Genomic DNA, 24,858 nt, shown 5'->3' on the forward strand with positions numbered 1-24,858 from the left:
CCGGAAATCCCCATGACCACTGATACCTCCCGCCTGTCCTTCCTGGACCGGTATCTCACGCTCTGGATCTTCGCCGCCATGGCGCTCGGCGTTGGTATGGGGGCGTTGTTCGAGGGTGTGCCCAGCGCGTTGAACAGCCTCTCCATAGGGTCGACCAACATCCCGATCGCGATTGGTCTGATCCTGATGATGTATCCGCCGCTGGCCAAGGTGAAGTACGAGGAACTGCCGCGGGTCTTCGCCGACAAACGGGTACTGATGCTCTCGCTGCTGCAGAACTGGATCGTCGGTCCGTTCCTGATGTTCGGCCTGGCCGTGCTGTTCCTGCGCGATTACCCCGAGTACATGACCGGCCTGATCCTGATCGGGCTGGCACGCTGCATCGCCATGGTGCTGGTCTGGAATCAGCTTGCCCGTGGTGACGGCCAGTACGTCGCTGGGCTGGTGGCATTCAACTCGATCTTCCAGATTGCGCTGTTCAGCGTCTACGCGTGGTTCTTCCTGTCTTGGTTGCCGCCGGTGTTCGGTCTGCAGGGCAGCGTCATCGATGTCAGTTTCTGGACCATCGCCGAGGCTGTTCTGATCTACCTTGGTATCCCGTTCCTGGCGGGCTTCCTCACCCGCCGATGGTTGAAGGCGCGCAAGGGCGTGCAATGGTATGAAGAGACGTTCCTGCCCGCCATCAGCCCGGTAACCCTCGCCGCACTGCTGTTTACCATCGTGGCGATGTTCAGCCTGAAGGGCGGCGATGTGCTGAGGATTCCGATGGACGCGGTACGCATCGCGATCCCGCTGACGTTGTACTTCATCATCCAGTTCGTCATCAGTTTCTTCATGGGCAAGCTGATCGCCAAAGACTACCCCCGCACCACCGCGATCGCGTTCACCGCAGCAGGCAACAACTTCGAACTGGCCATCGCCGTGGCGATCGCGGCGTTCGGGCTGGCTTCCCCGGTAGCCTTCGCGGCTGTTATCGGCCCGCTGGTGGAAGTGCCCGTGCTGATTCTGCTGGTCCACGTCGCCCTGCGCCTGGGCAAAAGCTACTTTCCTGCCGATGCACGGAGCCGCTGAACCGCCTAGGTGCTGCAGCATGAGGAAGTCCCGATGGAAAGCGTCGATGTCGTGGTGATCGGAGGTGGCCAGGCGGGTCTTTCGGCTGGCTACTTTCTGCGTCGCAGCGGGCTGTCCTATGTGATTCTTGATGCCGAAACGTCACCTGGCGGGGCGTGGCAGCATGCGTGGAAATCCCTGCATCTGTTCTCGCCGGCGGGCTGGAGCTCGATTCCCGGTTGGCCGATGCCTGCTACCCGGGAACCGTACCCGTCGCAGGCGGAAGTGCTCGACTACCTCGCGCGCTACGAGCATAAGTATGCGCTGCCTGTCATCCGTCCCGTGCAGGTGAAACGCATCAGCCGCTCGGGGAGCCGGCTGCGGGTGGAAGCAGATGACGGCCGGCAGTGGCAGACACGTGCAGTGATCAGCGCCACGGGTACGTGGCGGCATCCCTGCACGCCCGGATATGAAGGTCTGGACGCTTTCGGCGGCGTGCAGCTGCACTCGGCCCACTACAGCCATCCCGAACCCTTCGCCGGAATGCGCGTGGCCATCATCGGCAGCGGCAACTCAGGCGCACAGATTCTGGCCGAGGTCTCCAAGGTGGCCAAGACCACGTGGATCACCCAGCGGGAGCCAGCCTTCCTGGCCGACGATGTCGACGGGCGCGTTCTGTTCGCACGCGCAACCGAGAAGTGGAGGGCTCAGCAGGAAGGACGCGAGCCGGATATTCAGCGGGATGGTTTTGGCGACATCGTGATGGTGCCGCCGGTGGTGGACGCACGGCGCCGCGGTGTACTGGTCTCCATGCCGCCACCCGTCCGTTTCACCGCCACCGGCATGCAGTGGGCAGATGGCAGCGAACGCAACTTCGACGCGATGATCTGGTGCACCGGCTTCCGGCCGGTATTGTCGCACCTGGAAGGACTGGGCATTGTCAACGCTCGTGGTCGGATCGACGTGGATGACACCCAGGTTCGGTCGGTCGCAGCGCCATCGGTTTGGCTGCTTGGCTATGGCGACTGGAATGGCGCAGCATCGGCCACGCTGATCGGGGTGACCCGATACGCGCGCGAGGCAGTAAGGCAGATCAGCGACTACATCGGGGAGGCTTCTCCGGTGTTATCTGGCGCGTGAGCCTCGGCGCCATTGCCCAGCGCCCGCACCTGCGATTGCAGGGCCATGCGGTCCAGCGCTTCAGGCTTAAGCGCCAACAGCAATCCGAGACGGTGCTGGAGCTGGTGAAGCGTGCTCAGGAACGCCTTATGGACCTGATCAGCACTGCCCTGCACTGCGGCCGGGTCGGGGATGCCCCAGTGGGCGGTAGCCGGGTGGCCTGGCCACACGGGACACGCTTCACCCGCGGCACGATCGCACACCGTTACGATGAGATCCATCTGCGGTGCTTCCGGACCTGCGAATGCATCCCACGGCTTGCTCGACAGCCCGGCAACGTCGAAGCCAATCTCCGAGAGCACCTGCAGGGCCACCGGATGAACTACGCCCTTGGGATGACTGCCCGCACTGTAAGCGCGGATACGTTCGCGCCCTAAATGGCTGGCCAGTGCCTCGGCAAGAATGCTGCGCGCCGAGTTGCCTGTGCAAAGGAACAGAACATTCAGGGGACGCATGTCATCGCAACCATTTATCTAGAATAATCGAAGTATTGCCTTGCCATATGTCAACTCGATGACTGCCGAAAAGGAAGCGGGCACCCCTCGGTGCCCGCTTCGCTCATCTGTTCAATGGCCCGACGACCGTGTGGCGCCTGGCGTACGATGCTTTCCCAAGCGGTCTACCAAGGTCTCACTTGCATCGTTGAGACCGAACACCTCAACGGTCGCGCCGTGCTCGCGCAGCTTCATCACTACCCGGTCGAGCGCATCAACGGCGGTCACGTCCCAGAAGTGGGCGTCCTTCAGATCGATGATGACCTCCTTGGGGACATCCAGATAGCTGAAGCTACTCACGAACTGTCCAGAAGACGCAAAGAACACCTGCCCCTTCACAACGTAGACGCGCGAGTCGGTCTCGACCTGGGTGTCGTCGATGATCAGCATCTTGCCGACCTTGCGGGTGAAGAACACCGCCGACAGGATCACGCCTGTCAACACGCCTTTGGCGAGGTCGTGGGTAGCCACGGTCACGATGACCGTGCCAATCATCACGACCGAAGAGCTCTTGGGATGAATGGCCAGCTCGCGCAGCGAGCGCCAGCTGAAGGTGCCGATGCTGACCATGATCATCACTGCGACCAGTGCGGCCATTGGAATCTGACTCACCAGGTTTGACCCATAAACAACCAGAAGGAGCAAAACCACGCCGGCCACAAGGCACGAGAGACGGCCCCGGCCACCGGAAGTGATGTTGATCACCGACTGGCCGATCATTGCACAGCCTGCCATGCCCCCAAAGAAGCCCGTTACGGTGTTAGCCAAGCCTTGGCCCGCACATTCGCGATTCTTCTGGCTCGGGGTATCGGTCATGTCTTCGACGATCTGCGCGGTCATCAGCGATTCCAACAAGCCAACGACCGCCAAAGTCGCCGAAACCGGCAGCAGGATCTGGAGTGTTTCCCAGGTGAATGGCACATCCGGAATCAGGAACGACGGCAGGCTGTCAGGCAGCGCCCCCATGTCGCCTACGGTGCGTACCTGGAAGCCGAAATACATGGAAGCGGCCGTGAGAACCACGATCGCCACCAATGCCGAAGGAACGGCTTTGGTCAGCAGCGGCAGCAGGTAGATGATTGCCAGACCCACAGCACAGATCGCATACACCATCCACGGCATGCCGATGAGCTCGGGAAGCTGCGCCATGAAAATGAGAATCGCCAGTGCATTCACAAATCCGGTCACCACCGAGCGCGACACAAAGCGCATCAGCGAGCCCAACCGCAGGGCGCCGGCCAGCATCTGCAGGACGCCGGCCAGGATGGTGGCGGCAAACAGATACTGAATGCCGTGCTCGCGCACCAGCGTGACCATCACCAACGCCATGGCGCCGGTCGCAGCCGAGATCATGCCAGGGCGGCCACCGGCGATGGCGGTGATGACGGCGATGCAGAACGAGGCATACAAACCTACCTTTGGGTCGACGCCGGCGATGATGGAAAACGCGATTGCCTCAGGAATCAGGGCTAGCGCAACGACAATGCCCGACAGCAGGTCACCACGGATGTTACCGAGCCATTGCTGGCGCAGGGGATAAATTGCAGACATAGAAAATGATCTCCGCGCACAGCCGTGCGCGCCAAACGAAAGAAACAGGCACCCTTCCAGACCTATGTGTCTGGATCGCTTCTTCAATCAAGCGTCAGGGTGGAGTCATCGCTAGCCGATCCGTTAGGTATTTGACGGTCTATTGTAGACCGGCATGGCGCCTGAGGGGAAACCCGCCATCGCGGTCGCCTCGGTGCACTCTCAAGGGTAGCTTCCCAGATCCCAAGATCATTTCGCAGGCGAAGTCGACAAGCTGGTAGGCAGTTGATCAGATTGAATTGAGCTCTGACCGAATCGCCAAAGAAGAGGTGGACATTCGCCGCGGGGCCTATGTCCGCTATCGGCCAGAAGCGGACGTGGACCAATGCAATCAAGTCGCGCGGCGTACGCGCCGGTTCGAGTGAATTGTTGTCCCGCGCTCTAGTCGTTCCCGGACTGATACTTCTTGTTTGCACCCGCAGCAGTGAAGACAACAATATTTGCAAGCCGGTTAACTTCATCTCGCAGCTGAGCAATCTTGTCCGGCGGGTCACCCGCTTCGATGGCATGTCTTTTTGCGACCATTGCACGCACCAAGAACTCGCCGGCGGGCTCTGCCGCGTTCTTGAACTTGCTAGGGCGGCTAGGCCGCCTCACCATTGCCTGGGCAAATCGACCCTTTAGTATGTAGAGGAGGAACAGCGTGGCCTCCTCGAAGATCGCCCTGGGATTATTTCTATTTGCCAATGGAGTTTTGAACTCGTGAAGCATTTCAAGCTCCAGTGCGTCAGGAACCTGGCGGGGAGGCACCAGCTCTTCTGGCGCCGCCAACTGTCGGCAGCGATCGGCGATTCGTGGGGTGTTAAAGCTAATGTCCTCAGCTAGGTGCGCGAACTCGTTTCTGACCTTAGCTACAAGTGAGAGACGCATTCTCTCTGAGTCGTCAATCAGTCCAAGCATGAAGGCAATCTTGACCCGGCCCATGTAAGACCCAAGCTCCTGTCCAGGTGCAAAAACGTCAAGTCCGGGAGGGTGGTCCTCGACCATGACAGCCGCAAGAAGCGTGCGGAGTGCGTCATCGATGACCGCGGCCGCGACAATTGCCGCGGCTCGGTCACTGGCACCGGCAAACTCTGCATCTAAGACTTCAAGAGGAGTCATGTGTGTTCTGCCTTCTAATGCCTGAGCTAAGCCGGCGCGCGAAGCGACGTCGGCATCAATTAACGGTAAGCCGCCTCATGTCGTTGCGGCACCCCATGCCCAATTCTCACCGACTGCGACAAAGATCTCAGAATTGAATCTGCGGGCTGCGAAAGCAGCCTTAACCTTATTACGAACATAGTCGCGCACTTCGCCAGAACTGCTGCCCTTGAATGCCCCCATCGCAGAGGTAGTTGGAATGACTACGTCCCCACCATTATCTGACGTTTGCACTCTTCTTAGTCCCATCTCTTCGAGGTCAGCATATGCATTCTTGTAGTCCTGGCTGCTCGCGTTCTTGAGGTCGAAAGTGCAGAAAGCTAAATAGCTCATTGGCAATACCTCCGTGTTGTTTGCTATTCCGCCTTAATTATCCAACAACCTGGTCCCTGGCTCCGTGCGACCAATCTGTAGTGCACCGAATGATCGACTAGCCCTTGATCCAGCTTGATCTTAGGGTAGGTAGGCCCGGCTAACAAGCGCTGATCACAATATGCGGATACGTCTTCGATGACCGCTCTCGGTCGCATCACGCCCCACGGCCAGAAGGGGTAAGCAGATTGACTGGCATTAGCCCTGTGCGGAGCCTTTGAGCGTATTCTAGGCTGTACACGCGATTCGTCCTGACACTGCAGCCTGAACTATACGTGCTGCGGCCTTTCCACAGACTTAGTATGCCTGTTGTATGAGAGCGGCATGTGCTGATGCCTAAAGGACGAAGTGAAAGAAGATGTGGCATGAGAGAAGATGCTGCCTGACAGAGTAACTATCCTGAGGATTCGACGCATCTCGAGCTGGCCGCATTGATCAATTGGGGGAATTCTATGCGCCTTGTGTTCTTCGATGAGACAAAAAACGATCAGCAGTACCCCTCGTATCACATCGGCGCAGTAGTGATCGAGGACACACATCTTCTAGAGGTTGAGGGCATCGTCAATGCTCTCGCAACGGACGTATTTGGCAATGCGCATCTGTCTCAAGACACCGAGTTCCATGCGGCGGAGATCTATCATCGCAAGAAGAACTTTAAGGATTGGGGCAGCTTCGATCTTCGAATTGATGTGCTGCGAAGGCTTGTTGGCATTCTCAGTCTCGATTGCGTACATCTAATTGACATACAGATCAATTGCGATCTGTTGACGGAGAACCAAAGCGCTGAGGACATCGCGTTCATGTTCCTCTGCGAGCGCTCAAATGACTTCATGCGAAAGCATAAGGATCTCGGTATGCTCATCGGAGATCGTGAGAGTGACAAAGGCGCAGCCAGACATGCTGGATCTCTCTCTCATTACAAAGCGAAAGGCACCGGCTTTGCTTTCGGTCGTGAGATTCGGAACCTTGTCGATTCCGTTCACTTTACGCATTCACATCTCAGTCGATTCCTTCAGCTTGCTGATGTATACGTTTGGCTCCAGCAGTTCCGTGTTAGGAATCGAGGGTCGACGAATCCCCGGCATCAAGCCGTGCTCTCCCTGCTCAAGGAGGAGAACGTGAATCTGTTTGCGAGCAAGTACAAAGAGTGGCCGAAGCGGGATTGAGTTGCTAATCTCACACGATTTCTGAGGCCTCCTGAGCTTCCCGAACATCGAAGACCCACTATCAGCTTGCTATTGCGGCTCCTACTGGCCGAAAGGGAACTTTAGCACTGCAGGCACGCCGCGTCCGACCAAGTGTCCGCTTCCGGCCAGAAGCAGACTCTAGGGGGAACTCCAAGCAATCGTATGGCATCATCATGCCGACTGAGCTGACGCGGACGAGCTGATCGAGATCGGCCGGGACGGTGTACTGGACTAAGCACGCTCACGCGATTCGATCACCCAAATTAGTGTCGATCAGTTCTGCTACGAGGTAGGTTCCTGGATGAAATCGTTGTTGCAGTGCGTTGAGTGCACCAAGTCGGGCAGCGTCCAACCGTACCTGTTTGTAGGCGACTACTACGATGGACACACGGTCGAGGCCACATGTCCGCTCGGCCACGCAGCATTCTCCATCGTCCAGAACCCAAAGTTCGAAACGCTGCTGACCGCTGCCGCAGACGCATTGATCCATGATCAGACGCTTCAAGCTGTCGCATGCCTGGCTGCGTCGCGCGAGCGACTTTTCGAGCTTGCGATCCGTGTCTTCGCCCGGTCCAGCGGTGTTGATCCGGGCAACTTCGAGGCTTCGTGGAAGGAGGTGGCCTCGCAGTCTGAGCGGCAGTTCGGTGCTTTCTTGTTTCTCTATCTTGCTGCGACCGGAAAGCCCTACGAGTTCGACAAGAAACTGGCTACTGCCCGGAACGCGGCGCTCCACAAAGGCGAGATTCCAACGACAGGCGAAGCATTCGATTACGCAGGCAAGGTCTACCAAGAGATCTCGAACTTGGCGAACTACCTGCGGACTGATCACAAAGAGTCGCTGCGTGCCGTGCTCCACGAAGAGAACATGCGTAAAGCCGGCCGAGCTCCCAAGGGTGTTCCAGTAGGAACCATTGCACTCTTCAGCATCTACCGAATCGAGGCAGAAGAGAACAGGGCAAATTTCAAGGAAGCGTTCGATCAGTACAGAGACTGGTTGCCCGCGCTACCGGAAGTTGCGGAATCGACACAAAAGGCTTCTGGCGTGCATACGACAAGGAGTCATCCGCCGCACTCCGAGTAGAACCTTGCTTCCATGGTTCGCTGAGGCGGGATCCGCTTCGTACCCATTCCGATTCATGTGACGTCACATGATTGGACGTTAATTGAGCACTTCGGAGTGTTTCGGTTCGGAGGCACGTATTTTCGACAAGGCATACTACAGATACTATTTGGCAACAGGCATACTTGATTCACCTCAGTAACCTTCTCACTCGCACATGTCGAGCTTTCTCAACCCTGACGTTTTGCGGCTCTTCTTCGGCCCCCATTTCGACGTGGATGTCGCCATGGACGCGGTCATGCGGTACCAAGGCGTGAATGTCCTCAAAGGCGAACTTCGTGATTCAGCGACCACAGGTGTCCCGCACACGGGTATCCGGCTTGTCGGCCATCACGACGTGGACACCGGGTCTTCGATTTTCACTTTGATGCTGGAGCCCGGTCATATGAGCGGGGTCAGTTTTTTCGCTGAAAGCAAACATCGCTTGTTCGGAGGCAGCATACTGGTGTGCGTGCCCCTGCTTTACTGCTCGACGGAGTACACACCTACCGGTGATCACATCGTCTATCGGCATACCTACAAACGGCCACTGTTCACTCAAGAAGAGCTTGAGAGAATCAAAAAGAGTGGAACTGCAGAAGAGCAAGTTAAGGCGTTTGTTTTCACCAAAAGCCGTATCGGCTACGAGACGATCAAAGGCATGAGCTATGTCGGCCGATCTCGGCGCTCGTGGCAGCAAAGATACATGGAGCACGTTGAAGAAGCGCTGGAAAAGAACTCGAGCCGCCGCTTTCACGAGGCTATGCGGGGGATGCAGGGCCAGAACGTGATCTGTGTGCACGACATCTCGGCTTATGGGATCCCTGAGGCCTCAGCCAAAATGATCGAAAGGCAACTGATCAAGACTTCCACGTTGTATCCGATGGGACTAAATATGCGGATCTAGACCCGTGAGAATTCATCCGCAACGTCACCTTTCTGGTGGCAGGAAATCGACCACTGGCGCAGTGTCCGCTTCCGGCCAGGAGCGGACACTCAACGGCTGAATAAAGCCGACTTGACAGCGCGAGCGGGCAAGTTCGGTTTGAATTAATTGTTAGACCCCACGCCTCAGAGAAGAAGCTGAGCCTGTAGATTTGACCGACTAACGTCGTGGTTCTGCACAAACACTTCTTCTTCGGTTTGTTGCGTGACGTTCCGGTACATCTCGTGACCGAGTCCGTAGCGGTCTGTCCAAGTGATCTCATCCCCCACTTCTAGAGACCAATCGGACAAGAGTTCAATGATGGTAAACCCGCCATCCTCTGTAGCTATTGCCACCATCCCACGGCGTGGATTGATAGCAGCCACCTTTCCTCGACTGCGCATAGATTTCTCCTGCGGGGTCAAACGCCTGAATTAAGCCGGCCCGCGAAGCGGGTTCGGCTTGAATGAATTGTTAGGTTGCACCACACGCAACCTAAAGGAAATCGCTGCTCGGGTTGGCGATGGCCAACGCAGCATAGTCGAGGGCCTTGATTTTTCCTGAAGCGTCTTTGCCGTAGTTCTCGGGCTTGCGATCTGTGAGATAGCTAGGGATGCGATGCGAGCTGAGATCGCCCGGATCGAGCGGCGCAAGGCGCTCCATGATCAAGAACTTGCCCGACCAGCTCCAGGAAAATAGCTTAGCCAACTCGCCGGTGTCTTTGAACTGGCTATACACCAGTATTTCCATCCAGTTAGAAAAGTTAGATTGGCCGCTAGATACTTTAAGAACTTTGTCTGGATGGCCTGCAATTTCGTACACATCACGGCCGGTGCCGCGCCCGATGCGGCCAGGCGAATCAAGCCATAACGACTCGAACAGAGAGTCGGGCGAGGTGTGCCGAGGAATATCAATAGTCAAGAGCGCTCCTTGGGTACGTCATGCTGCTAAATGCCTCATGTGCAACCTAACTACCTAATAGCCGGATCCCTGGGTCCGGTTATACGACTTATCCACACAGCGCACCTTAGGGTGGGCTATCCCCTTGGTACGACTCGATCTTAGGCCGGCTCGGTCCGGCTAACAAGCCGATGTATAACCGGATCCAGCAGGATGCAGCCCCCCCCCCCGCCGCCGGATGTCCGCTTTGGTCGGATGCCGCCATGGCGAGACGACTACTCAGGGGGCCCGCCTATGAGGTCAGACGCGGACATAGGTCCAGGACTTGAGGCCCAGGCGCTTAGCCCAAGTCTTGGCCGTCGCCTTGTCGCCGGCGCCGAGTAGACGCGTTCGATCCAACTGATCGATGAGCTGCCACTTGCCCTCGCTGCCTTGTTCTGCCGGCTCATCGAAGCAATAGAACTGCATCACATCCTGAGTCGTGGCCAAGTAGTAATCAGCTGTAATTGCCTTTGGTTTTCCATCAGCTCCGAGGCTAGTGTTGTACGAAATGGTTGGCTGACGCGGCATAGGCCGTACCTTGCGGATGTGACGTTGCTAACAACGATACCGGGAGGAGACACCCGCCACCACATGCAGGCCCTCTGTACCCCCAACTACTGTAGGCTATCGAATAGCTATGCACTAAAGCCCAAAACACCTTCGCGAGAAGTTTGAGCCTCTGCCGAATTGGACGTGGGCAAGAGACGGCTACGCTCGCGTCATGGGAGGCTACCAGGTGCCTCTCCTGACTCTAGGACGCTCGCCTGCGTAGCCGTTTAGCCTTCAGCATGGCCATTGGGCTAACGGTTGGGACAGGGACGAGAAAACTCAGCTGTTGCTCCAAGCCCAACGCTTTAAGGGTTGAGATCAGCGTGTGGACAGTTGATCCTTGCCCGCTCTCCAGTTGCACCAATGCCCTGCGAGAGATCCCTGCTTTGTCGGACAACGCTGCTTGCGACACATTGGCCAGAAGGCGGCGCGCCCTGATCCGCTTTCCTAGGGCCTCGGCAATTTCCTCAGGGGACTGGATTGGCATGTGACTCATTTGCGCGCAAATGTGCTCATTAGGGGTGTCTTCTCCCGTTGTGCGCGGAAAAGCGCGCAACTCTGGCACTTCCATAACTCATCGTAATGACGCGAAATCTCCCGCAGAATAGAAGCCTATATAAACAGATCCTACATACCTGCAGGTATCATGCGCACAACTGGCACCAGACTGCGCTCAATTGCTGGGATATATCATTGCCGCGGCCGGACCAACAAAGATGTTCGTCGTTGGCATTCTGGAGCAACTGATCGTCGTCAGTCAGCTGCAGCTACCTTGCGCGAACCGCTCGGAACTGCGCCACGGCCGCAGGCAGAACTTAGCAATGTCGACGACTGGATGAGAATAGCAACGATGCCCGCAAACTTGTGGCTCCTGCGATACACCTGTTCGCTGTGCGCGCCAAGCTCGCGCCGGGAGACGCACTCCCGTGCCTACGAGTAGGCTCACACGATAGACAGCGATCAGCCAGGAGAGCAAGGTTGGGCGCTCGCACCAACAATAGAGGCAGCATATGAAGCCGACGATCTTGGCACTTGACCTTGAGGGAACGCTCATCTCAAACGCAATCAGCCAGATTCCCAGGCCCGGACTCTACCGGTTCCTTGAGGAAGTCCAGGCGCTGTTTGATCAGCTGACGATGTTCACAACAGTTCCCGAAGATCGCTTTCGCAGCATCGCCGCGCTGTTGGCTCGCGAAGGCAGTACCCCGGCCTGGTTCGTGGAGCTGCCCTACATCAGGTGGTCGGGAAAGACGAAAGACCTACGTCTCGCCTCGCCAAATCTGGGCGAGGCAATACTACTCGATGATCACGGCCCTTATGTCCATCCTGGGCAGGAGCACCTTTGGGTCCAGGTCCCGTTGTTCGGTTCTCCCTATTCATCAGACGATGATGGCCTCAACCTGGTACTCCACCGTTTGCTTGATCGCACCCGTAATGCAGACGCTGACTTGCGCCCCCTAGCCCGGAGCGGAGACGCGTAGCCATGCGCAATCCATCTTTGGTTCAGCTCAGGCTCGCATGACTCGCTTCGCGCCCCCACGAGAGATCCTAGATTCCGCCGCAGCAAGGCGCGAAAGTCTCGCCTCACAGTGGTTCAGTGCAGCACAGGTCAATGCCGGGCTAGACTTGAAGCTCGGCAGCGGCTGCCACAGTGCAAGCGAGTTGCGACGTCAGGGGAAGCTGCTGGGCGTGTATGTCACGCAACCCGTCGGCAGCTACCGCTACCCGACCTGGCAGTTCCGCCCAGATGGCCAGCCCTTTGAGCGATTAGTCGAGATCCTAGCAGTGTTGCGGGACTTTGGTCCTTTCCAGCGTGAGCCGGATGGTCTGCGTCGCAGTACCGGTTGGGGCGAGGCCGAGTGGTTCTTGTCGCCGCACGCGTTGCTTTTGGGCGCGGCACCGGCCGCGATGCTGAGTGTAGACCCAGCCCGCGTGTTGTATGCAGTGCACTGCGAGTTCGAAGAGGATGTCTGAGAGTGGCCTTACCGAGATGACTCAACGCTAGCGTCTACCCGACATCCTTCAATTGAAACTGAGTCTGGCAGTGCGGAACTAGTTGAGAGCGAATACGCGGAAGCCTACAGTCTGGCGGCTTGCAGGCCTCCAGCAATCCATGGCTATGCTCACCTGATGACGATGCAGCAGCCGCCAACCGCCGGGACAGAGGCTCAGCCAAGTTTCTGCGACGCGTACATCGAGGACAATCGTAGGGTGAATGTCTAAGCTTCCCCTTAGTTGAATCCAGGTCCATTGCAAGAACAGCGACTCTTATTCATCCCCCGTGATCTCATACGACGGAGACTGATGGGTCCAGGTCTGCATAAACCCGGTCAACCTCATCGACTTGTTACGCGGCCCAAGGTGAATGGCACCCCTTGTCTAGCTGATGGCGTCCTGCCCGTCCAAGTAAGATCGCACATCCCTAAGTTCGCTCAAGCCTCCGCGGCAAAGAAACTCCAGTACGGTGTTCCCAGCAAACATGGGTGCCATGTTCGGCCGCCTTATCCAGCCATCCGCCTGAATGGAGTCCGGCAGAAGGATATGAAGAGCTTTGTAGATGCCAAGTAGATAGCTAATCCGTATCAATACGTCGTCATCGATATGCTCGTAATCGCCTCGCACCCATGCCTCGTAAGAAGCATCAGGGGGACCTCCAAGCAACGTTCTCTGCTGGAGTCCCGACAGATCCCACCTCGCAGCGAGTTTGAAGAAGGCTCTTAATGCCGAGCCTGAAAGCTCTTCGCGACTGAGCTGATCTGTAGGGATGCTCATCATGTGCTCATCTACCAATCGACTTCTCTTAGAAGCACATCGTCGTGTGCCAAAACCCCACACCTACCAACGCGCCGTCATCCCATTCAACGGCCAGCAGCATGCCCATCCTATCGCAATCCACGAACTGCATCTCGTGCTGCGTTTTCTGACATGGCAACCGCTGTAGCGGTATGCATATCAGATTATCTGATACGTAATCAGATAATTTGTACACCACAAATATGAGAATGTGCTCTCTGTTTGCAATATGAAGGAGAGTGAGTGATGCTCGCCTACATGGTGCCCTTGTCGATACAAACGCTCGCACTTCGCGCAACGACTCCTGACCAGCTCGCCGAGCAGGTGGCGGAGGAGTACGGGCTCTATGTCCGGCTCTCAGAAGTCTGGATGCTGCTTGGCTACAACAGCATCGGCGCGGCCAGGCGTGCGGCATATGACAACCGACTGGGTGTAGCGACCTCAACCATCCCTGGGAGGAAGGGCCGCATGATCCGCTCCAGAGATCTCGCGCAATGGCTGTTCACCGCAGCGCGCAGCGCGGAGACCGTCAGCAATCCGCAGGCCACTCAATGATCCCAATCTTCCCATGGAGGACCTCCAGGTGAGCTAAGAACACTCTCTGGGGTAGAAAAGACAAACCCCGGCTGGCAGGCCGGGGTCTGTTTGAGGCGCAGCGATGAGTACCGCTATGCCGAATCTACCCCCTTACCCCGATAAGAATCAACCCCTAGGCATTCCGGGAGGGAGGCGGCTGCCCGCCTCCCAGTAGATAGGCAGGGCTCCATGAATCAAGAAGAACTGGCCGAGCGTCTGCGGGAGCATGAGGGCCTAACTGTCGAACAGCGAGAGCACATCCTTGAGATGGCTAGCTCGAGTCCAGCGCGGAAGCCAGGAAAGGGTGCGCTGAACAACGTTGTGACCCACTTCAACTCAGTGAAATGTGGCCAGCTGATCACGCTGGAGAGTCATACCGTTGAACATCTGTTCGCGCTGACTCTGGAGCTGGATCCGGATGTGCTTGGCTACTTCCCGCAGGTCGCCTGTAAGGGAGTGAGACTTGGCAGTCATGTAAGGAGCGGCACCTTGGATTTTCTGGTCGTCCGCACCCGTCGCGTTGAGCTGGTCGAATGCAAGGCCGCCTCCGCTCGTGACAGCTTGCTTACGGCAAAGTCCGGTGAATGGATTGATGTCGATGGAAATCTTCAGAACCTTGCCTATGGTCCTTGGGCAAGGCAGCGCGGCATGGAGCACGTCCTGTGGCTCAGTCCGTCCCGCGTCGACACGCCACTTCGGAACCTGCAGGTCATCTATAACGAAGTGCGCATGGTACCTGCCGACGCGGCTCAAGTCTTGGGCAGGCGCATCCATGCGCATCTCGCCGACGGCCCCAAGAGCCTCGATTGGATGATCGAGACTATCGAGGGATTCAACCTGAGCCAGGCGGCGCTTTTGCTTGGAACCCGCTGGGCCTTCGGTCCAGTTGAGCATGTTCCGCTCACGGACACGAGCAACTTCTTTTTAACCTTGAGTCAGGCTCAGGCTATTGAGATAGGAAGCAACTTCTTTGAGGTTGCCAGGCACTCTCGCAATCAACTGAACTCTGCGTTCGCAACGGCGACGCTAGTCGACGCCACCCACGCCGAAAAGCGGCTGGCATTGATTCAATCCGCGCATGCGAAGGGTACAGCCGTCCCCAAACACCTGCGTGGGGTAGCGCGGAATGTAGCCGAGGCGCGAAGCAGAGGTGAAAACGAACTTGAGCAGTGCCTTACCAGATTTCATGCAAGCGGCAACCGAATGAGCCGGCTTACCCCCGTTCAGGAGAAGCGGACGGCTGAGGCAATTCGCGCATACGCCGCAGGCAAGTATTCACAGAAGAAGGACGCATACGCTGCGCTCAAGGAGGCCTGTGAATCTGACGGCGAGTCGCCACAGAGCCGCCAGGCCTTCGAACGCAGGCTCGCTGATCCGCGCCTGGAGCTGCGTAAGGTCCTTGCAACGCAGGGAATGCGTGGCTACCAAAAGCAACGGCCGCGCTCGGACGCGCGCGACCGGTCGGGTACAGCCTTAGCTAAACATGCAGTCCTGCACGTCGACAGTACCAAAGTTGACGTCAGGGTGGTGCGCGACGATGGAATGAGTGCAAGCGCAGAGTCCCCTCTGATTTATCTAGGAACAGATGAGGCGACTGATTTGCCAATGGCGCATTCCGTTGTCTTCGGGCCAGCACGGCGCGATGGTTTGGCCATCCTGATACGGAACTACGTCCGCAGACATGGACGACTGTTCAACAGCATCTTTGTCGATCGGGGAACGGAGAATCAGTCGCACTTTCTCATAGCTCTGGCTTTGCGATATCAGTTCTCAATCCATATCTGCCCAACGGCAGGTTCGAGGTTCAACTCGAACGTAGAGCGATACTTTAAAAGGTTCAATTCCCAAGTCAGCCATGAGCTTGTCGGCAGCACCGATCCCGACAAGGCGGGTCGGGGCGTGGACGGGAAGTTCAAGAGCTACAACACTGCCAGGCACTGCTTTGAAACCGTTCATACGGTGGCCAAGGAAACGCTCTATGAGCACTTCCCGAGCGTTCCTGTACAAGGCTTCGCAAGTCCGGCTGAACGTGCAGCCCACGCAGATCTTCTCTTTCCTAGTGCCGGCCTGCACGCGTTGGTTGACGAAGAATTCCTCTTCAGAACCGCGATCCCGCACAGCAATAACAAGTATGTACCCGGACGAGGGTTCGAGGTGAATGGTCGGTATTTTCACTCCAATGAACTGAGGGAGCTCGACGCGTCATTCGATGTTGAGCAGCTTCGAACAGATCCGGAGGACCCGAGCTTCATCTGGGTTAGGACGAATCGTGGACTGTTCAAGGCGTTCTGCAACTTGATCGGGCCTCTAGCCAATTCCACCCTGATTGAGCGGTCGTTCAGGGGTATGTATGACCAGCTCTACGCGCCATCGCTCCGCGAAGCAAAGCAGACCGCAAGGCACGCTCAGGCGATGCGTACGGCAGCCGCGAACGCGAAGCCCAACACCGCGGCTCATCCCAAACCGGGGGAGGCGGACTCCAGTAGCCTCCCTTCGCAATCAAATGACGCTCTTGACGAGATCGCTCTGCGCGGAATCAAGAAGCGAGCCATGGATGACTTTGACGACATTGAGTCGCCGTAGCTTGTGTAATCGGGGGCAAGCCCGCGCCAGTCATTCAAATTCACAGGAACCGATAGTGGACAGCAACTCTGGAATTCCTTTTGTGAATCATAGCCGCATGAGGACGGCTTACTCCGAACTCTTGAATGCCATCCAAGGTGCGCGCCCAGGTACGTTCGTCTGGGCATTGGCTCCTTCTGGCTCGGGCAAGAGTGAGATCAGAAAAGCTATTCTTCCCGTCCTTGCCGGGAAGCAGAGCCTCTGGCCATCTGGCACGCTTCCTTTGATATCGGTGCGTGCAATGGCCAATGATCGGGGAAAGTTCAACTCCAAGGATCTCACGCTGCGCCTCCATCACGCCGTGGTGGAACCCGACTTCGGCTGGCTGGAGAACAAGGACCGATCGGTCAGTACTGATGCGCACCATGTCCAGGCGGAGGCAGAGGTAAACAATCAGCTGTGGAAGAGAGTGAGGGCAACGCAGTCGCAGCCGAGATTGCAGCACAGCTTCGAATCTGTGGCGAAACAACGTCAACTTAAGTACATCTTCCTGGAAGAAGCGGCAACCTTGACGATGGTGCATCTTCATCAAACCAGCTATGGGTACATGTCGAACCTTGTGCGACTGATTGAAGAAATCGGCTGCGTCATAGTGATGCTGGCTACCCACACTGCGGAGAGTTTGTGGGCGGGACACCCCGACGTCTGGAATCGATCCCGGTTCGTCTACATCCGGCCGTATAACCTGAAGAATTCCCAAGACGAGCGGGATTTCGTTGCAGTGCTGAAGGGTATCGGGCAGAGCTTCAACCTGTCCGATCCCAAGCTCCTCGTTAAGAATACTGATTTGATGTACGCCAATGGTGCTGGCGTGTTCGGTCCCACTATCGACGTCGTCCATAGGGCTGAGCTCCGCCGAAAGAATGAGGGAGCGAACAGCATCACTGAAGCGCACTTGCACGCCAGCTCCTCAAGCGAGAAGGAGCTTGGAACCGTGTGGAGCAGCGTGCTGGCCTTCAACAAGCTTGCGGATCAGAGGCCCTTGAATGGTGAGAAAAGAATTGCTGACTTCCTGAAGCGCATGGGTACGGGGGAGTAGAGCGAAAATGACTACGGCACACATGCGGTATCGGTGGACAGCACTGCCGCCAATTGCACCGATCGACGGAGCCACCGCCCAGACTGAGTCACTTGGAGGGTACTTCCAGAGGATGTGCGAAACGACCGGGTTTACAAAGACACACCTCGCAGGAGTGCTTGACAAAGTTGCGGGTCAGCCAAGAAATGGACTGAGTGAGCGAAATAGCTTCGTGGGACCAGGGCAGGTGAGCCTTAACCGCGCGCGCGCGCTAGAGCAGCTGACTAACCAACGCCTGGTCGGCTGCACGCTCTCGCCTTTCATTAATGTCCTGCAGATGCGGGATGGCGGCCTTGCTGGCATCAATCGCCGCTGGTGTCCTGAGTGCCTGCTGGAGGCTGGCGAGAGTAACGGTCTAAGTGAGAGGCTCATCTGGAACTTCCTTCACTACTCGCATTGCTCCTTGCACTCAGTCAGAATCATTGATCGCTGCCAAGAATGCGGCAACAGTCAACAGTTGCGAAGGGGCAACGCGGCCTCGTGCGCCTATTGCGGTTGCAGCCTAGCGCGCGCAACCACGCACGAGAGGCCGAGCGCACTTCAGTCCTGGGCCAACGCCTCGATCGAGGACGTCGTACGCTGGACCGCAACCAACCCTGATGTGGTTATTCCTGCGGAGAACTATCAACGTTTCTTTGATGGGCTCCTTCAAGATGGGACATTGGATAGGCTGAAGATCGTTCATAACAGGTTCTGGAGGGATGCAATTCGCTTCAGACGAACTACCACCACTTTCAGAACGCTACTCAACCTATCCGCCATCAAATCTGTTGACATTATCGGAATTTTGACCGAACCAGTTCCGGCCTCATCGACTTCATTGTTTCCAGGCCATGAGGTGGACGGTGAGATCGCGTTTGATCTAGAGGACTGGGGGGCTCAGGCGAGGAAATTCGAAGTCGTGCTCCACGCGCTCTGCAAGGCCAATACGCGTGTGTTCCCTAGCCAGCAGTTCCTTAGCCTATTGTTGGTTTCTAAACGAAAAAGTTCTATCCACCGTGCGCCGTCATTCAGCGTCTACCTAGATCTTCAGAGGCAACCTGGCCAGGACCTTCTTGCGGGTCGGAACATGGCGAGCAGAATTATGGCCCTGTCCATGACCCTGCTTAAAAGCGGCATGCGCGAGCGGGGCGTAGCAAGTGAAGTTCTGAAGAGATTCGCCATTTCGGCAGAGATCGCTAGAGAGTGCGCCCGGACCGCAGTTGTTATTACAAAGGCCATGCGCTCTCCGGCCTTCCGAGCTTCCGGTGATCCCTTCCCGTGCCGCTGAAGAAGGCCAGAAGAAGACATCACTTCCCTGCGCAGCCGAGCGGGTTGTTCAACCGCGGGGTTCTACCCCGATATCACGGACGGTTCTAAAAGAGCTGCAACCTTCTGGTCCTGCCTGGCGACCCTTCGTCGCATCCTTGGGTTATGGCGTCGCTCTATGTAGTCAAACGCATCCGCTCGTGCTGCATACTTTGTGGCGCAGTTCGTTCGATAGATCCGCTCACGCTTGAGTGGCCCAAAGAGGGCTTCGCAGGTCGCGTTGTCGCCACAATGACCCACAGCGCTCATCGAGCAGATCAGCCCGTTAGCCGCTAGATGCCCCTGGTAGTCGCGGCTGCGGAACTGGCTGCCTCGATCCGAATGCAGGATTACCTCATCGCTTCCTTGACGCTGCCGCACCGCTATCTGCACAGCCCGGGTCACCATCTGGCGATCCTGTCGATCGTGTATTGACGAGCCCATGATGCGCTGGTCGTACAGATCCAGCACGATCCCCAGATACAGCTTGCCCTGCTGGGTCTCGATCTCGGTAATATCTGTCCCCCACTTGGTTTCCGGCTCCAGCGCGAGAAAATCGCGTTCAAGCAGATTGACCACCCCCGGCGGTGTCCTGGCCGGAGTTGCGTGCCGCCCGCGACGCTTGCGGTGTGGCCAGCCCTGCAGGCCGTCGGCGGCCATCCGGCGCGCTACCCGGCCAGCGTTGCTGACGGCGGCGACAAGGCGCGCATCCGTCAGCCATGAGAGCGGGCCCTGAATGACAGGCTTTGAAATTCCGAGAACACTGCAAATTCGGATTGGTGGCTACAGCCCAGTTTCCAGATATGAGAAGTTGATTGACTCAAGGCAGCAGATGGACAGCGCTGCTGGAAGAGAAGGCTACGCCAGGTCGTTCCCGAAAGAATTGGCGATCCGGGGACATCAGTGTTACGAATTGCGATAACAAACTGTTGTCCTTCATGAGGGCCTTCGCCAATCAAACTCCGCCACCATGTACAAGCGCAATCACCGCATTGACCGAATAGGGCCTGCCACTTCATCGCGCGTCGGTGCGCTGAAAGGCACTGCTACCAGTGGTACCCCCTGCCTTCGCTGGGGGATGGATCCGACGTCGCCCCTTACTTGCCTGAGGGACCGGGGAACCAAAAGGCGATGGGCGTACGAGGGTTGCCGGAACGTCCAATTTCCCTGAATTGAGTAGAATCTGCCCAGGTAGATAGGGGCTGTCAGCCGGCCATCGTCGTGCTGCAGTTTGGGACAGGAGGCGGCTACGCCGCCATGAGCACAAGGAGACATCAGGGTGTATTTGGCAGAGCTGTCTATCTCGAACTTTCGCAAGATCAACAACGCTGTACTGCACTTCCAAAGTGGACTGAACGTCCTGGTTGGTGCGAATAACGCGGGCAAGACCGCCATTGTCGATGCGCTGAGGTCTCTCCTTGCCGGGCACGATGAACCTTACCCGCGGTTGGACTCAGACGATATTCATCGGCCGAAGACAGGATCGCCTAGCGGCAACATCGTGTTCAAGTACATCTTCCGAGGGTTGAGCCCCGATGATGAAGCTGACTTCATGACTGCCCTGAAGCCTGCCAAGGACGGGCAGATGGAGGCGCATATCACCATCAGCTTCTCCGAGGCGGATAAGACGGGGCGACTTAGAGCGAAGCGCTGGTGCGGAGACCATGATGATGTCGGCTTGACAGCGGACATGATGGAAAACCTTCGTGGCGTCTATCTACAGCCCCTGCGCGATGCTTCTCAGGCTCTTAGGCCCGGCCGCACAAGCCAGCTGTCCCGACTGTTTCAGCTGCTCGTTGATGACGATGGCAAGATCGAGATCAATAAGGCACTGAAGCTGCTGGATGATGAGCTCAAGACGAAAGCGCCGATTGTGAGCACCCATAAGGCGATAACGACTCGCCACTCCGAGATGTTGGGGCCACAGCTGTCCCAGCTGCTCGAGCTGGGGGTTAGCGTCAGCGATTTCCAACGCCTGGCTTCGCGTCTCTCTCTTACCGTAGATCTGTTCGAGCTTGAGCAAAATGGGCTCGGATTCAACAATCTGATCTTCATGGCGGTCGTTCTCAGCGAGCTGACCAAGAACCCGCAAGCTAGCTATCGAGGCCTGATCATTGAGGAGCCCGAGGCACATCTGCATCCCCAATTGCAGGCTGTGCTCCTGGGATACTTTGAGACCATCAAGGCAGTGGACAAAGAGAAGCCTGTCCAGCTGTTCGTTACCAGCCACTCACCCAACTTTGCCAGCATCGCCAACCTCGACAGTCTCACCTGTCTTGTTGACACCGGAATCAAGGTGGAGACTTTCTTTCCCCGAGACATCAAGTTTTCTGTCGGAAAGCGTGAGAAGCTTGAGCGCTATTTGGACGTCACTCGGGCTGAGCTTTTCTTTGCGCGCCGCGCAATCCTGGTCGAGGGTGCTGCGGAATTGGTCCTTGTCAGTGTGCTCGCCGAGAAGTGCGGTCACGATCTACGTAAGCATGGGGTAAGCCTCATCAGCGTTGAAGGTCTCAACTTCGACTCATTCATTCCACTGTTCGGCGAGAAGGCGCTGAAGATTCCTGTCTCCGTACTTACGGATGCGGACCCAACAGGTCCGAGTGAAGAGGATGAAGAGGAAGAGGAAAAGGGCGATGGCAGCGCAGAAGCAGACGACCATGCGCCGGAAGATGGGACCTCAAGTGGAAAGAAGAAGGCGGCCCCTGTCTACCCTTCGATCGGCGACAAGGTGCAGGCGTCCGCCAACACCTTGAATATGCTCAGGTTCGCGGATTCATATCTCAAGATCTTCCATGGGCTGAAGACGCTTGAGTATGACTTGGCCTTGTACGCCAGCAATCGCAAGATCATGCTTGCGGCGCTTAAGGAGCTACACCCGAAGATTTCTGCGAACCTGGAGAAGAAGGTAGACGCCGCTACGGGAGATGCAGAGAAGGCTCGCGTACTGTTCAGCGGGATGTTCGAGAGGAAGAACGGAAACGTCCAGAAGGGGCGCTTTGCACAAGCTTTGGCGTACCTGATCGCCAAGGCGAAAAAGGAAGAATTCACTGTTCCGGAGTATATCCAGGCTGCAGTCGAGCACGCTTGTCAGCCTGGCCCGAAGAAGGCTGAAGACGAATGAGCACGGATACTACTCCTTCAGTTGAACAGGGTGAGATCATCACGGCACCATTGCATCCGATGTCGGTCATTGCTTGCGCGGGAAGTGGGAAGACCTTCACGGCTGTACGTAGGCTGGCCCACATACGTCAATGCCTCGGTGATCACCGGGGCCGGGTTGCGCTCCTGTCCTTCTCGAACATCGCCGTGGAGACCTTCAGGCGCGAGTACCAGGCACTCGCAATGGGATCGCTCAAGATCCCGTCCCACCAGCGTGTCGAGATCGACACATTGGACGGGTTCATTACGACAAATATTCTGCGACCCCACGCCCATCGGACGATGGGGTGTACCACGACCCCGTTCTTGCTATCAGGGAGCGAGTCATTCCTTTTAGGTAAGGACTATCGCTTCTGGGTGGAATCGCCGAGAACCGATAGCTACCCAGTGCCCCAAGGGCATATCCATCGCGTTGTCATAGGCCCTTCTGGAGCTGCAACGGGCTTCTTCTATCAGAACTCCGGCATGCTGGCGAGGATCAACAATGGCCCAAAGGTTGCCGCAGCATTGGGAAAACTGGGGGCTTACACCCACGAGCTGGCGCGCTACTGGGTCGACCTTACCCTCCGCGAACAACCCGAGATCCTCCGAGTCCTTGCGCGTCGCTATCCCCACATCCTCATTGATGAAGCCCAGGATATCGGCATTCTGCACCAGGTGATCATTGAGAGGCTCAGCCAAGCAGGCTCTCAGATTTCCCTTATTGGGGATCCCAATCAAGGCATCTACGAGTTCATGGGCGCGACCGGCTCGTTCCTGTCCAGCTACCACAGCAAACCCGGTGTTTCTGCGGCCGCCCTGACGCGGAACTATCGGTCCGTGCCGGCCGTACTCGATCTCGCCAACGCAATCTCGGCGCGTACGGACGATCCGGATAGGACAGCGCCACCTACGCTCCACGGGGCCTACTTCGTTCCGTACACGACTGCCGATACGAAGAAGGTCATGGCGGCCTTCCAGGCAACACTGGTCTCCGCTGGGTTGGACCCAGCACGCTCCGCCGTGCTCTGCCGCGCACGCAAGTGGGCCAACGAGCTGGCTGGGCATGAGGGTGCGCCTGGCGTGGGAACGACCAAGATCCTTGCCCAGGCAGCGATGGCGCGCGATATCCACTCCGACTACTCAACAGCATTCAGACTCGTGGCAACTGCCATCATGGGTTTGACCGACAACGCGCCCAAGGGCATCGTTGCTCGCCTGACTCAGCCTGCCAGGTACCCAGAGGAACGAGCACTTCGTCGTGTCATTTGGGCTTTTACGCGAGATCCGGTCTCGGGCCTGCCCAGCGCGGCGCTGCCCGCTGTTAGCGATTGGCAGCCGGCACTGTTGCAACGTATAAGGGTCCTGATGACCAATCTGAGCACAGCCCACGGTCTCAACCACACATCGTCCACGCTCGGTGCTCGGCTCTCGAAGAGGAGTTTGCCCGGCTCACCGCTAATGAGCCCGCCTGACCTAGGTGCCGATCAGCCCTTGCGGGTCAAAATCAGTACCGTGCACCAGGTCAAAGGCGAAAGCCTGGATGCCGTCCTCTACATGGCAACGAAACCGCATGTATCTGCACTGCTAGGCGGAGGTTCCACCGAGGACGGGCGAATCGGGTACGTGGCTGTGACCCGGGCAAGGGATCTGCTGTGGTTGGCTGTCCCTGCAACAGCTTTGAAGAGCCTTCGTGCCGATCTCCAAGCAAAGGGCTTCAAGGACGCAACCGCTACGGCTGCAACCCCAACGGCCGGACATGACAACGGTTCCCTCTGAATGGGCGTATTGGACAGGAACCCAACGCGGCACTGGAATCAACGTCAACGCAGGGAATGAAGCTGAATGGGAGCAAGCATAGGTTTTCCGCTAGATCGGACCTGAATACGCTTCCCTCGATGGAACTGGGTTCCTGCCGGTCAGCGGGGGAGACTATGAGTGCTTGACAACCATAGTTGCGCCAATGGAAGCAGGAAATTGGCTCAACCTATGGTTGCGGATGGCGACAAACCTTTGGTTGCCCGTCTATTCGCTTGACGCTCTGCGCCACCCACCGGGTCGTCCGAGACCCCGACATGTATCTTCCTGCTCTGCCCCCCTCCTCCTGCGGCGATGAGGCCGCCACCCCGCTGCTGCTCAAGCGCGGCGAACGCTTCCTGGCCCCCGACGTCTATCGCACCTGCCTGGACGGGCGCGAGGCAGTCATCAAGGACTACTCCCGCTACCGCGGCACTCCCGTTTCGCTGATCGCGCGACTGATGGTGCGCCGCGAGGCCCGCATGCTGCAGCGCCTCGGCGGCTGGAAGCACGCCCCCGCGCTGCTCGGCACCCTCGGTGGCCTGGCGCTGGGCATGGAGTTCATCCCCGGCCAGACCCTGAGCACCGCACAGGCCGTCGGCAATGAGGTGTTCGAGCAGCTGCAGCACGCGCTCAGCCGCTTGCACGCCGCCGGCATCACCCACAACGACCTGCATGGCACTAACGTGGTGATCAGCGGCGGCGTGCCGGTGCTGCTGGACTTCACCTCGGCCTGGCGCGCCCCGCGCTGGCTGCGCCGCAACCCGCTGAGCCGGCAACTGAGCCGCAGTGACATGAAGAACCTGCTGAAGATCCGCCAGCGCGTGACCGGCCAGGCGCCAAGTGCCGCGCAGGCCGCACTGGTGGCCGACCCGGGCTGGGTCGCTGCCGTGCGGCAGGGCTGGAAGCGGTTCTACAAGTGGGCCAAGCGGCGGTAAGCGCTGTTCGCCCTGCATTGCTTGCGCGACTGCTGTTTGCCCCGCATTTGCCCCGGGCCACACGCCCGATGTGCTCTGCGATACTCGTCGGCACGCCACTCG

General features: G+C 57.6%; 23 protein-coding genes and 1 pseudogene. 14 read left to right on the plus strand and 10 right to left on the minus strand.

The features are described from left to right. Window positions 1–12: 12 nt before the first annotated feature. Window positions 13–1,071, plus strand: a complete 1,059-nt coding sequence (gene arsB, locus H4O10_RS03865) for an ACR3 family arsenite efflux transporter (RefSeq protein ID WP_005420869.1) — start codon at window positions 13–15, stop codon at window positions 1,069–1,071. A gap of 33 nt (window positions 1,072–1,104) precedes the next feature. Continuing rightward, complete coding sequence (locus tag H4O10_RS03870; RefSeq protein ID WP_021202115.1) at window positions 1,105–2,190, plus strand: ArsO family NAD(P)H-dependent flavin-containing monooxygenase; 1,086 nt, start codon at window positions 1,105–1,107, stop codon at window positions 2,188–2,190. Here the strand turns inward: H4O10_RS03870 and H4O10_RS03875 are convergent. The 4 genes from H4O10_RS03875 to H4O10_RS03890 form a co-directional block, all read right to left on the minus strand. Further along, window positions 2,151–2,684, minus strand: a complete 534-nt coding sequence (locus H4O10_RS03875; protein WP_072167338.1) for an arsenate reductase ArsC — start codon at window positions 2,682–2,684, stop codon at window positions 2,151–2,153. The genes H4O10_RS03870 and H4O10_RS03875 overlap by 40 nt on opposite strands. A gap of 111 nt (window positions 2,685–2,795) precedes the next feature. Continuing rightward, complete coding sequence (locus H4O10_RS03880) at window positions 2,796–4,274, minus strand: SulP family inorganic anion transporter (RefSeq protein WP_005420874.1); 1,479 nt, start codon at window positions 4,272–4,274, stop codon at window positions 2,796–2,798. A 420-nt stretch (window positions 4,275–4,694) separates the two neighbouring features. Further along, window positions 4,695–5,414 (minus strand): hypothetical protein, encoded by a 720-nt coding sequence (locus tag H4O10_RS03885; RefSeq protein WP_021202117.1) that lies wholly within the window; start codon window positions 5,412–5,414, stop codon window positions 4,695–4,697. A 75-nt stretch (window positions 5,415–5,489) separates the two neighbouring features. Continuing rightward, entirely contained in the window at window positions 5,490–5,786 is a 297-nt protein-coding gene (locus H4O10_RS03890; protein WP_072167339.1) for a hypothetical protein, read from the minus strand. A 491-nt stretch (window positions 5,787–6,277) separates the two neighbouring features. Between H4O10_RS03890 and H4O10_RS03895 the strand changes: the two genes are divergently transcribed. The 3 genes from H4O10_RS03895 to H4O10_RS03905 all read left to right on the plus strand — a co-directional run bounded on the left by H4O10_RS03895 (window position 6,278) and on the right by H4O10_RS03905 (window position 9,018). Beyond that, window positions 6,278–6,991, plus strand: coding sequence for a DUF3800 domain-containing protein (locus H4O10_RS03895; RefSeq protein ID WP_021202118.1), 714 nt, complete (start codon window positions 6,278–6,280; stop codon window positions 6,989–6,991). A 322-nt stretch (window positions 6,992–7,313) separates the two neighbouring features. Continuing rightward, window positions 7,314–8,093, plus strand: coding sequence for a hypothetical protein (locus H4O10_RS03900; protein ID WP_134970394.1), 780 nt, complete (start codon window positions 7,314–7,316; stop codon window positions 8,091–8,093). Between the two features lie 196 nt (window positions 8,094–8,289). Further along, window positions 8,290–9,018 (plus strand): hypothetical protein, encoded by a 729-nt coding sequence (locus H4O10_RS03905; RefSeq protein ID WP_021202120.1) that lies wholly within the window; start codon window positions 8,290–8,292, stop codon window positions 9,016–9,018. 164 nt (window positions 9,019–9,182) lie between these two features. Here H4O10_RS03905 and H4O10_RS03910 read toward each other — a convergent pair whose 3' ends face one another. The 4 genes from H4O10_RS03910 to H4O10_RS03925 form a co-directional block, all read right to left on the minus strand. Next, on the minus strand, window positions 9,183–9,440 hold the full coding sequence (locus H4O10_RS03910) for a hypothetical protein (protein ID WP_031269352.1): 258 nt from the start codon (window positions 9,438–9,440) through the stop codon (window positions 9,183–9,185). Window positions 9,441–9,531: 91 nt separating this feature from the next. Next, window positions 9,532–9,957: a hypothetical protein gene (locus tag H4O10_RS03915; RefSeq protein WP_152525780.1), complete on the minus strand. Its 426-nt coding sequence runs from the start codon at window positions 9,955–9,957 to the stop codon at window positions 9,532–9,534. 279 nt (window positions 9,958–10,236) lie between these two features. Continuing rightward, on the minus strand, window positions 10,237–10,506 hold the full coding sequence (locus H4O10_RS03920; protein ID WP_134970386.1) for a hypothetical protein: 270 nt from the start codon (window positions 10,504–10,506) through the stop codon (window positions 10,237–10,239). 223 nt (window positions 10,507–10,729) lie between these two features. Further along, a complete protein-coding gene (locus tag H4O10_RS03925) occupies window positions 10,730–11,098 on the minus strand; it encodes a helix-turn-helix transcriptional regulator (RefSeq protein ID WP_134970384.1) in 369 nt (122 codons plus the stop codon). A gap of 439 nt (window positions 11,099–11,537) precedes the next feature. Here H4O10_RS03925 and H4O10_RS03930 point away from each other — a divergent pair, with 439 nt between their 5' ends. After that, on the plus strand, window positions 11,538–12,008 hold the full coding sequence (locus H4O10_RS03930) for an NIF family HAD-type phosphatase (protein ID WP_005420884.1): 471 nt from the start codon (window positions 11,538–11,540) through the stop codon (window positions 12,006–12,008). A 37-nt stretch (window positions 12,009–12,045) separates the two neighbouring features. Beyond that, a complete protein-coding gene (locus H4O10_RS03935; RefSeq protein WP_005420886.1) occupies window positions 12,046–12,501 on the plus strand; it encodes a hypothetical protein in 456 nt (151 codons plus the stop codon). 405 nt (window positions 12,502–12,906) lie between these two features. Here H4O10_RS03935 and H4O10_RS03940 read toward each other — a convergent pair whose 3' ends face one another. Beyond that, window positions 12,907–13,299, minus strand: coding sequence for a hypothetical protein (locus H4O10_RS03940; protein WP_021204010.1), 393 nt, complete (start codon window positions 13,297–13,299; stop codon window positions 12,907–12,909). Between the two features lie 267 nt (window positions 13,300–13,566). Here H4O10_RS03940 and H4O10_RS03945 point away from each other — a divergent pair, with 267 nt between their 5' ends. The 4 genes from H4O10_RS03945 (at window position 13,567) to H4O10_RS03960 (ending at window position 18,866) form a co-directional block, all read left to right on the plus strand. Further along, window positions 13,567–13,875, plus strand: coding sequence for a hypothetical protein (locus H4O10_RS03945; RefSeq protein ID WP_005420891.1), 309 nt, complete (start codon window positions 13,567–13,569; stop codon window positions 13,873–13,875). A 210-nt stretch (window positions 13,876–14,085) separates the two neighbouring features. Next, window positions 14,086–16,479: a transposase gene (locus H4O10_RS03950; RefSeq protein WP_032954698.1), complete on the plus strand. Its 2,394-nt coding sequence runs from the start codon at window positions 14,086–14,088 to the stop codon at window positions 16,477–16,479. Window positions 16,480–16,534: 55 nt separating this feature from the next. Beyond that, window positions 16,535–17,557, plus strand: coding sequence for a transposition helper protein (locus tag H4O10_RS03955; RefSeq protein ID WP_258015418.1), 1,023 nt, complete (start codon window positions 16,535–16,537; stop codon window positions 17,555–17,557). A 22-nt stretch (window positions 17,558–17,579) separates the two neighbouring features. Further along, window positions 17,580–18,866, plus strand: coding sequence for a TniQ family protein (locus H4O10_RS03960; protein WP_072167341.1), 1,287 nt, complete (start codon window positions 17,580–17,582; stop codon window positions 18,864–18,866). Between the two features lie 62 nt (window positions 18,867–18,928). Here the strand turns inward: H4O10_RS03960 and H4O10_RS03965 are convergent. Continuing rightward, window positions 18,929–19,558, minus strand: a pseudogene (locus H4O10_RS03965) (IS3 family transposase); the annotation flags it as partial. Between the two features lie 604 nt (window positions 19,559–20,162). Here H4O10_RS03965 and H4O10_RS03970 point away from each other — a divergent pair. The 3 genes from H4O10_RS03970 to H4O10_RS03980 all read left to right on the plus strand — a co-directional run bounded on the left by H4O10_RS03970 (window position 20,163) and on the right by H4O10_RS03980 (window position 24,756). After that, complete coding sequence (locus H4O10_RS03970) at window positions 20,163–22,004, plus strand: AAA family ATPase (RefSeq protein WP_021204017.1); 1,842 nt, start codon at window positions 20,163–20,165, stop codon at window positions 22,002–22,004. After that, a complete protein-coding gene (locus H4O10_RS03975) occupies window positions 22,001–23,800 on the plus strand; it encodes an ATP-dependent helicase (protein WP_031270585.1) in 1,800 nt (599 codons plus the stop codon). Before H4O10_RS03970 ends, H4O10_RS03975 begins: the two co-directional genes overlap by 4 nt. Before the next feature lie 296 nt (window positions 23,801–24,096). Beyond that, a complete protein-coding gene (locus H4O10_RS03980) occupies window positions 24,097–24,756 on the plus strand; it encodes an RIO1 family regulatory kinase/ATPase (RefSeq protein ID WP_049451155.1) in 660 nt (219 codons plus the stop codon). Window positions 24,757–24,858: the final 102 nt, after the last annotated feature.

Origin of the sequence: Stenotrophomonas sp. I18B00994 (genome assembly GCF_014145825.1) — a bacterium.
Classification (GTDB): domain Bacteria; phylum Pseudomonadota; class Gammaproteobacteria; order Xanthomonadales; family Xanthomonadaceae; genus Stenotrophomonas; species Stenotrophomonas maltophilia.

Excerpts from the sequence above, each read along its gene's own strand:
- H4O10_RS03925 (WP_134970384.1), bottom strand. The coding sequence starts at position 11,098 with ATGGAAGTGCCAGAGTTGCGCGCTTTTCCGCGCACAACGGGAGAAGAC.
- H4O10_RS03930 (WP_005420884.1), top strand. The coding sequence starts at position 11,538 with ATGAAGCCGACGATCTTGGCACTTGACCTTGAGGGAACGCTCATCTCA.
- H4O10_RS03910 (WP_031269352.1), bottom strand. The coding sequence starts at position 9,440 with ATGCGCAGTCGAGGAAAGGTGGCTGCTATCAATCCACGCCGTGGGATG.
- H4O10_RS03920 (WP_134970386.1), bottom strand. The coding sequence starts at position 10,506 with ATGCCGCGTCAGCCAACCATTTCGTACAACACTAGCCTCGGAGCTGAT.
- H4O10_RS03870 (WP_021202115.1), top strand. The coding sequence starts at position 1,105 with ATGGAAAGCGTCGATGTCGTGGTGATCGGAGGTGGCCAGGCGGGTCTT.
- H4O10_RS03895 (WP_021202118.1), top strand. The coding sequence starts at position 6,278 with ATGCGCCTTGTGTTCTTCGATGAGACAAAAAACGATCAGCAGTACCCC.
- H4O10_RS03885 (WP_021202117.1), bottom strand. The coding sequence starts at position 5,414 with ATGACTCCTCTTGAAGTCTTAGATGCAGAGTTTGCCGGTGCCAGTGAC.
- H4O10_RS03945 (WP_005420891.1), top strand. The coding sequence starts at position 13,567 with ATGCTCGCCTACATGGTGCCCTTGTCGATACAAACGCTCGCACTTCGC.
- H4O10_RS03900 (WP_134970394.1), top strand. The coding sequence starts at position 7,314 with ATGAAATCGTTGTTGCAGTGCGTTGAGTGCACCAAGTCGGGCAGCGTC.
- H4O10_RS03960 (WP_072167341.1), top strand. The coding sequence starts at position 17,580 with ATGCGGTATCGGTGGACAGCACTGCCGCCAATTGCACCGATCGACGGA.
- H4O10_RS03875 (WP_072167338.1), bottom strand. The coding sequence starts at position 2,684 with ATGCGTCCCCTGAATGTTCTGTTCCTTTGCACAGGCAACTCGGCGCGC.
- H4O10_RS03935 (WP_005420886.1), top strand. The coding sequence starts at position 12,046 with ATGACTCGCTTCGCGCCCCCACGAGAGATCCTAGATTCCGCCGCAGCA.
- H4O10_RS03980 (WP_049451155.1), top strand. The coding sequence starts at position 24,097 with ATGTATCTTCCTGCTCTGCCCCCCTCCTCCTGCGGCGATGAGGCCGCC.
- H4O10_RS03905 (WP_021202120.1), top strand. The coding sequence starts at position 8,290 with ATGTCGAGCTTTCTCAACCCTGACGTTTTGCGGCTCTTCTTCGGCCCC.
- arsB (WP_005420869.1), top strand. The coding sequence starts at position 13 with ATGACCACTGATACCTCCCGCCTGTCCTTCCTGGACCGGTATCTCACG.
- H4O10_RS03975 (WP_031270585.1), top strand. The coding sequence starts at position 22,001 with ATGAGCACGGATACTACTCCTTCAGTTGAACAGGGTGAGATCATCACG.
- H4O10_RS03880 (WP_005420874.1), bottom strand. The coding sequence starts at position 4,274 with ATGTCTGCAATTTATCCCCTGCGCCAGCAATGGCTCGGTAACATCCGT.
- H4O10_RS03950 (WP_032954698.1), top strand. The coding sequence starts at position 14,086 with ATGAATCAAGAAGAACTGGCCGAGCGTCTGCGGGAGCATGAGGGCCTA.
- H4O10_RS03940 (WP_021204010.1), bottom strand. The coding sequence starts at position 13,299 with ATGAGCATCCCTACAGATCAGCTCAGTCGCGAAGAGCTTTCAGGCTCG.
- H4O10_RS03890 (WP_072167339.1), bottom strand. The coding sequence starts at position 5,786 with ATGAGCTATTTAGCTTTCTGCACTTTCGACCTCAAGAACGCGAGCAGC.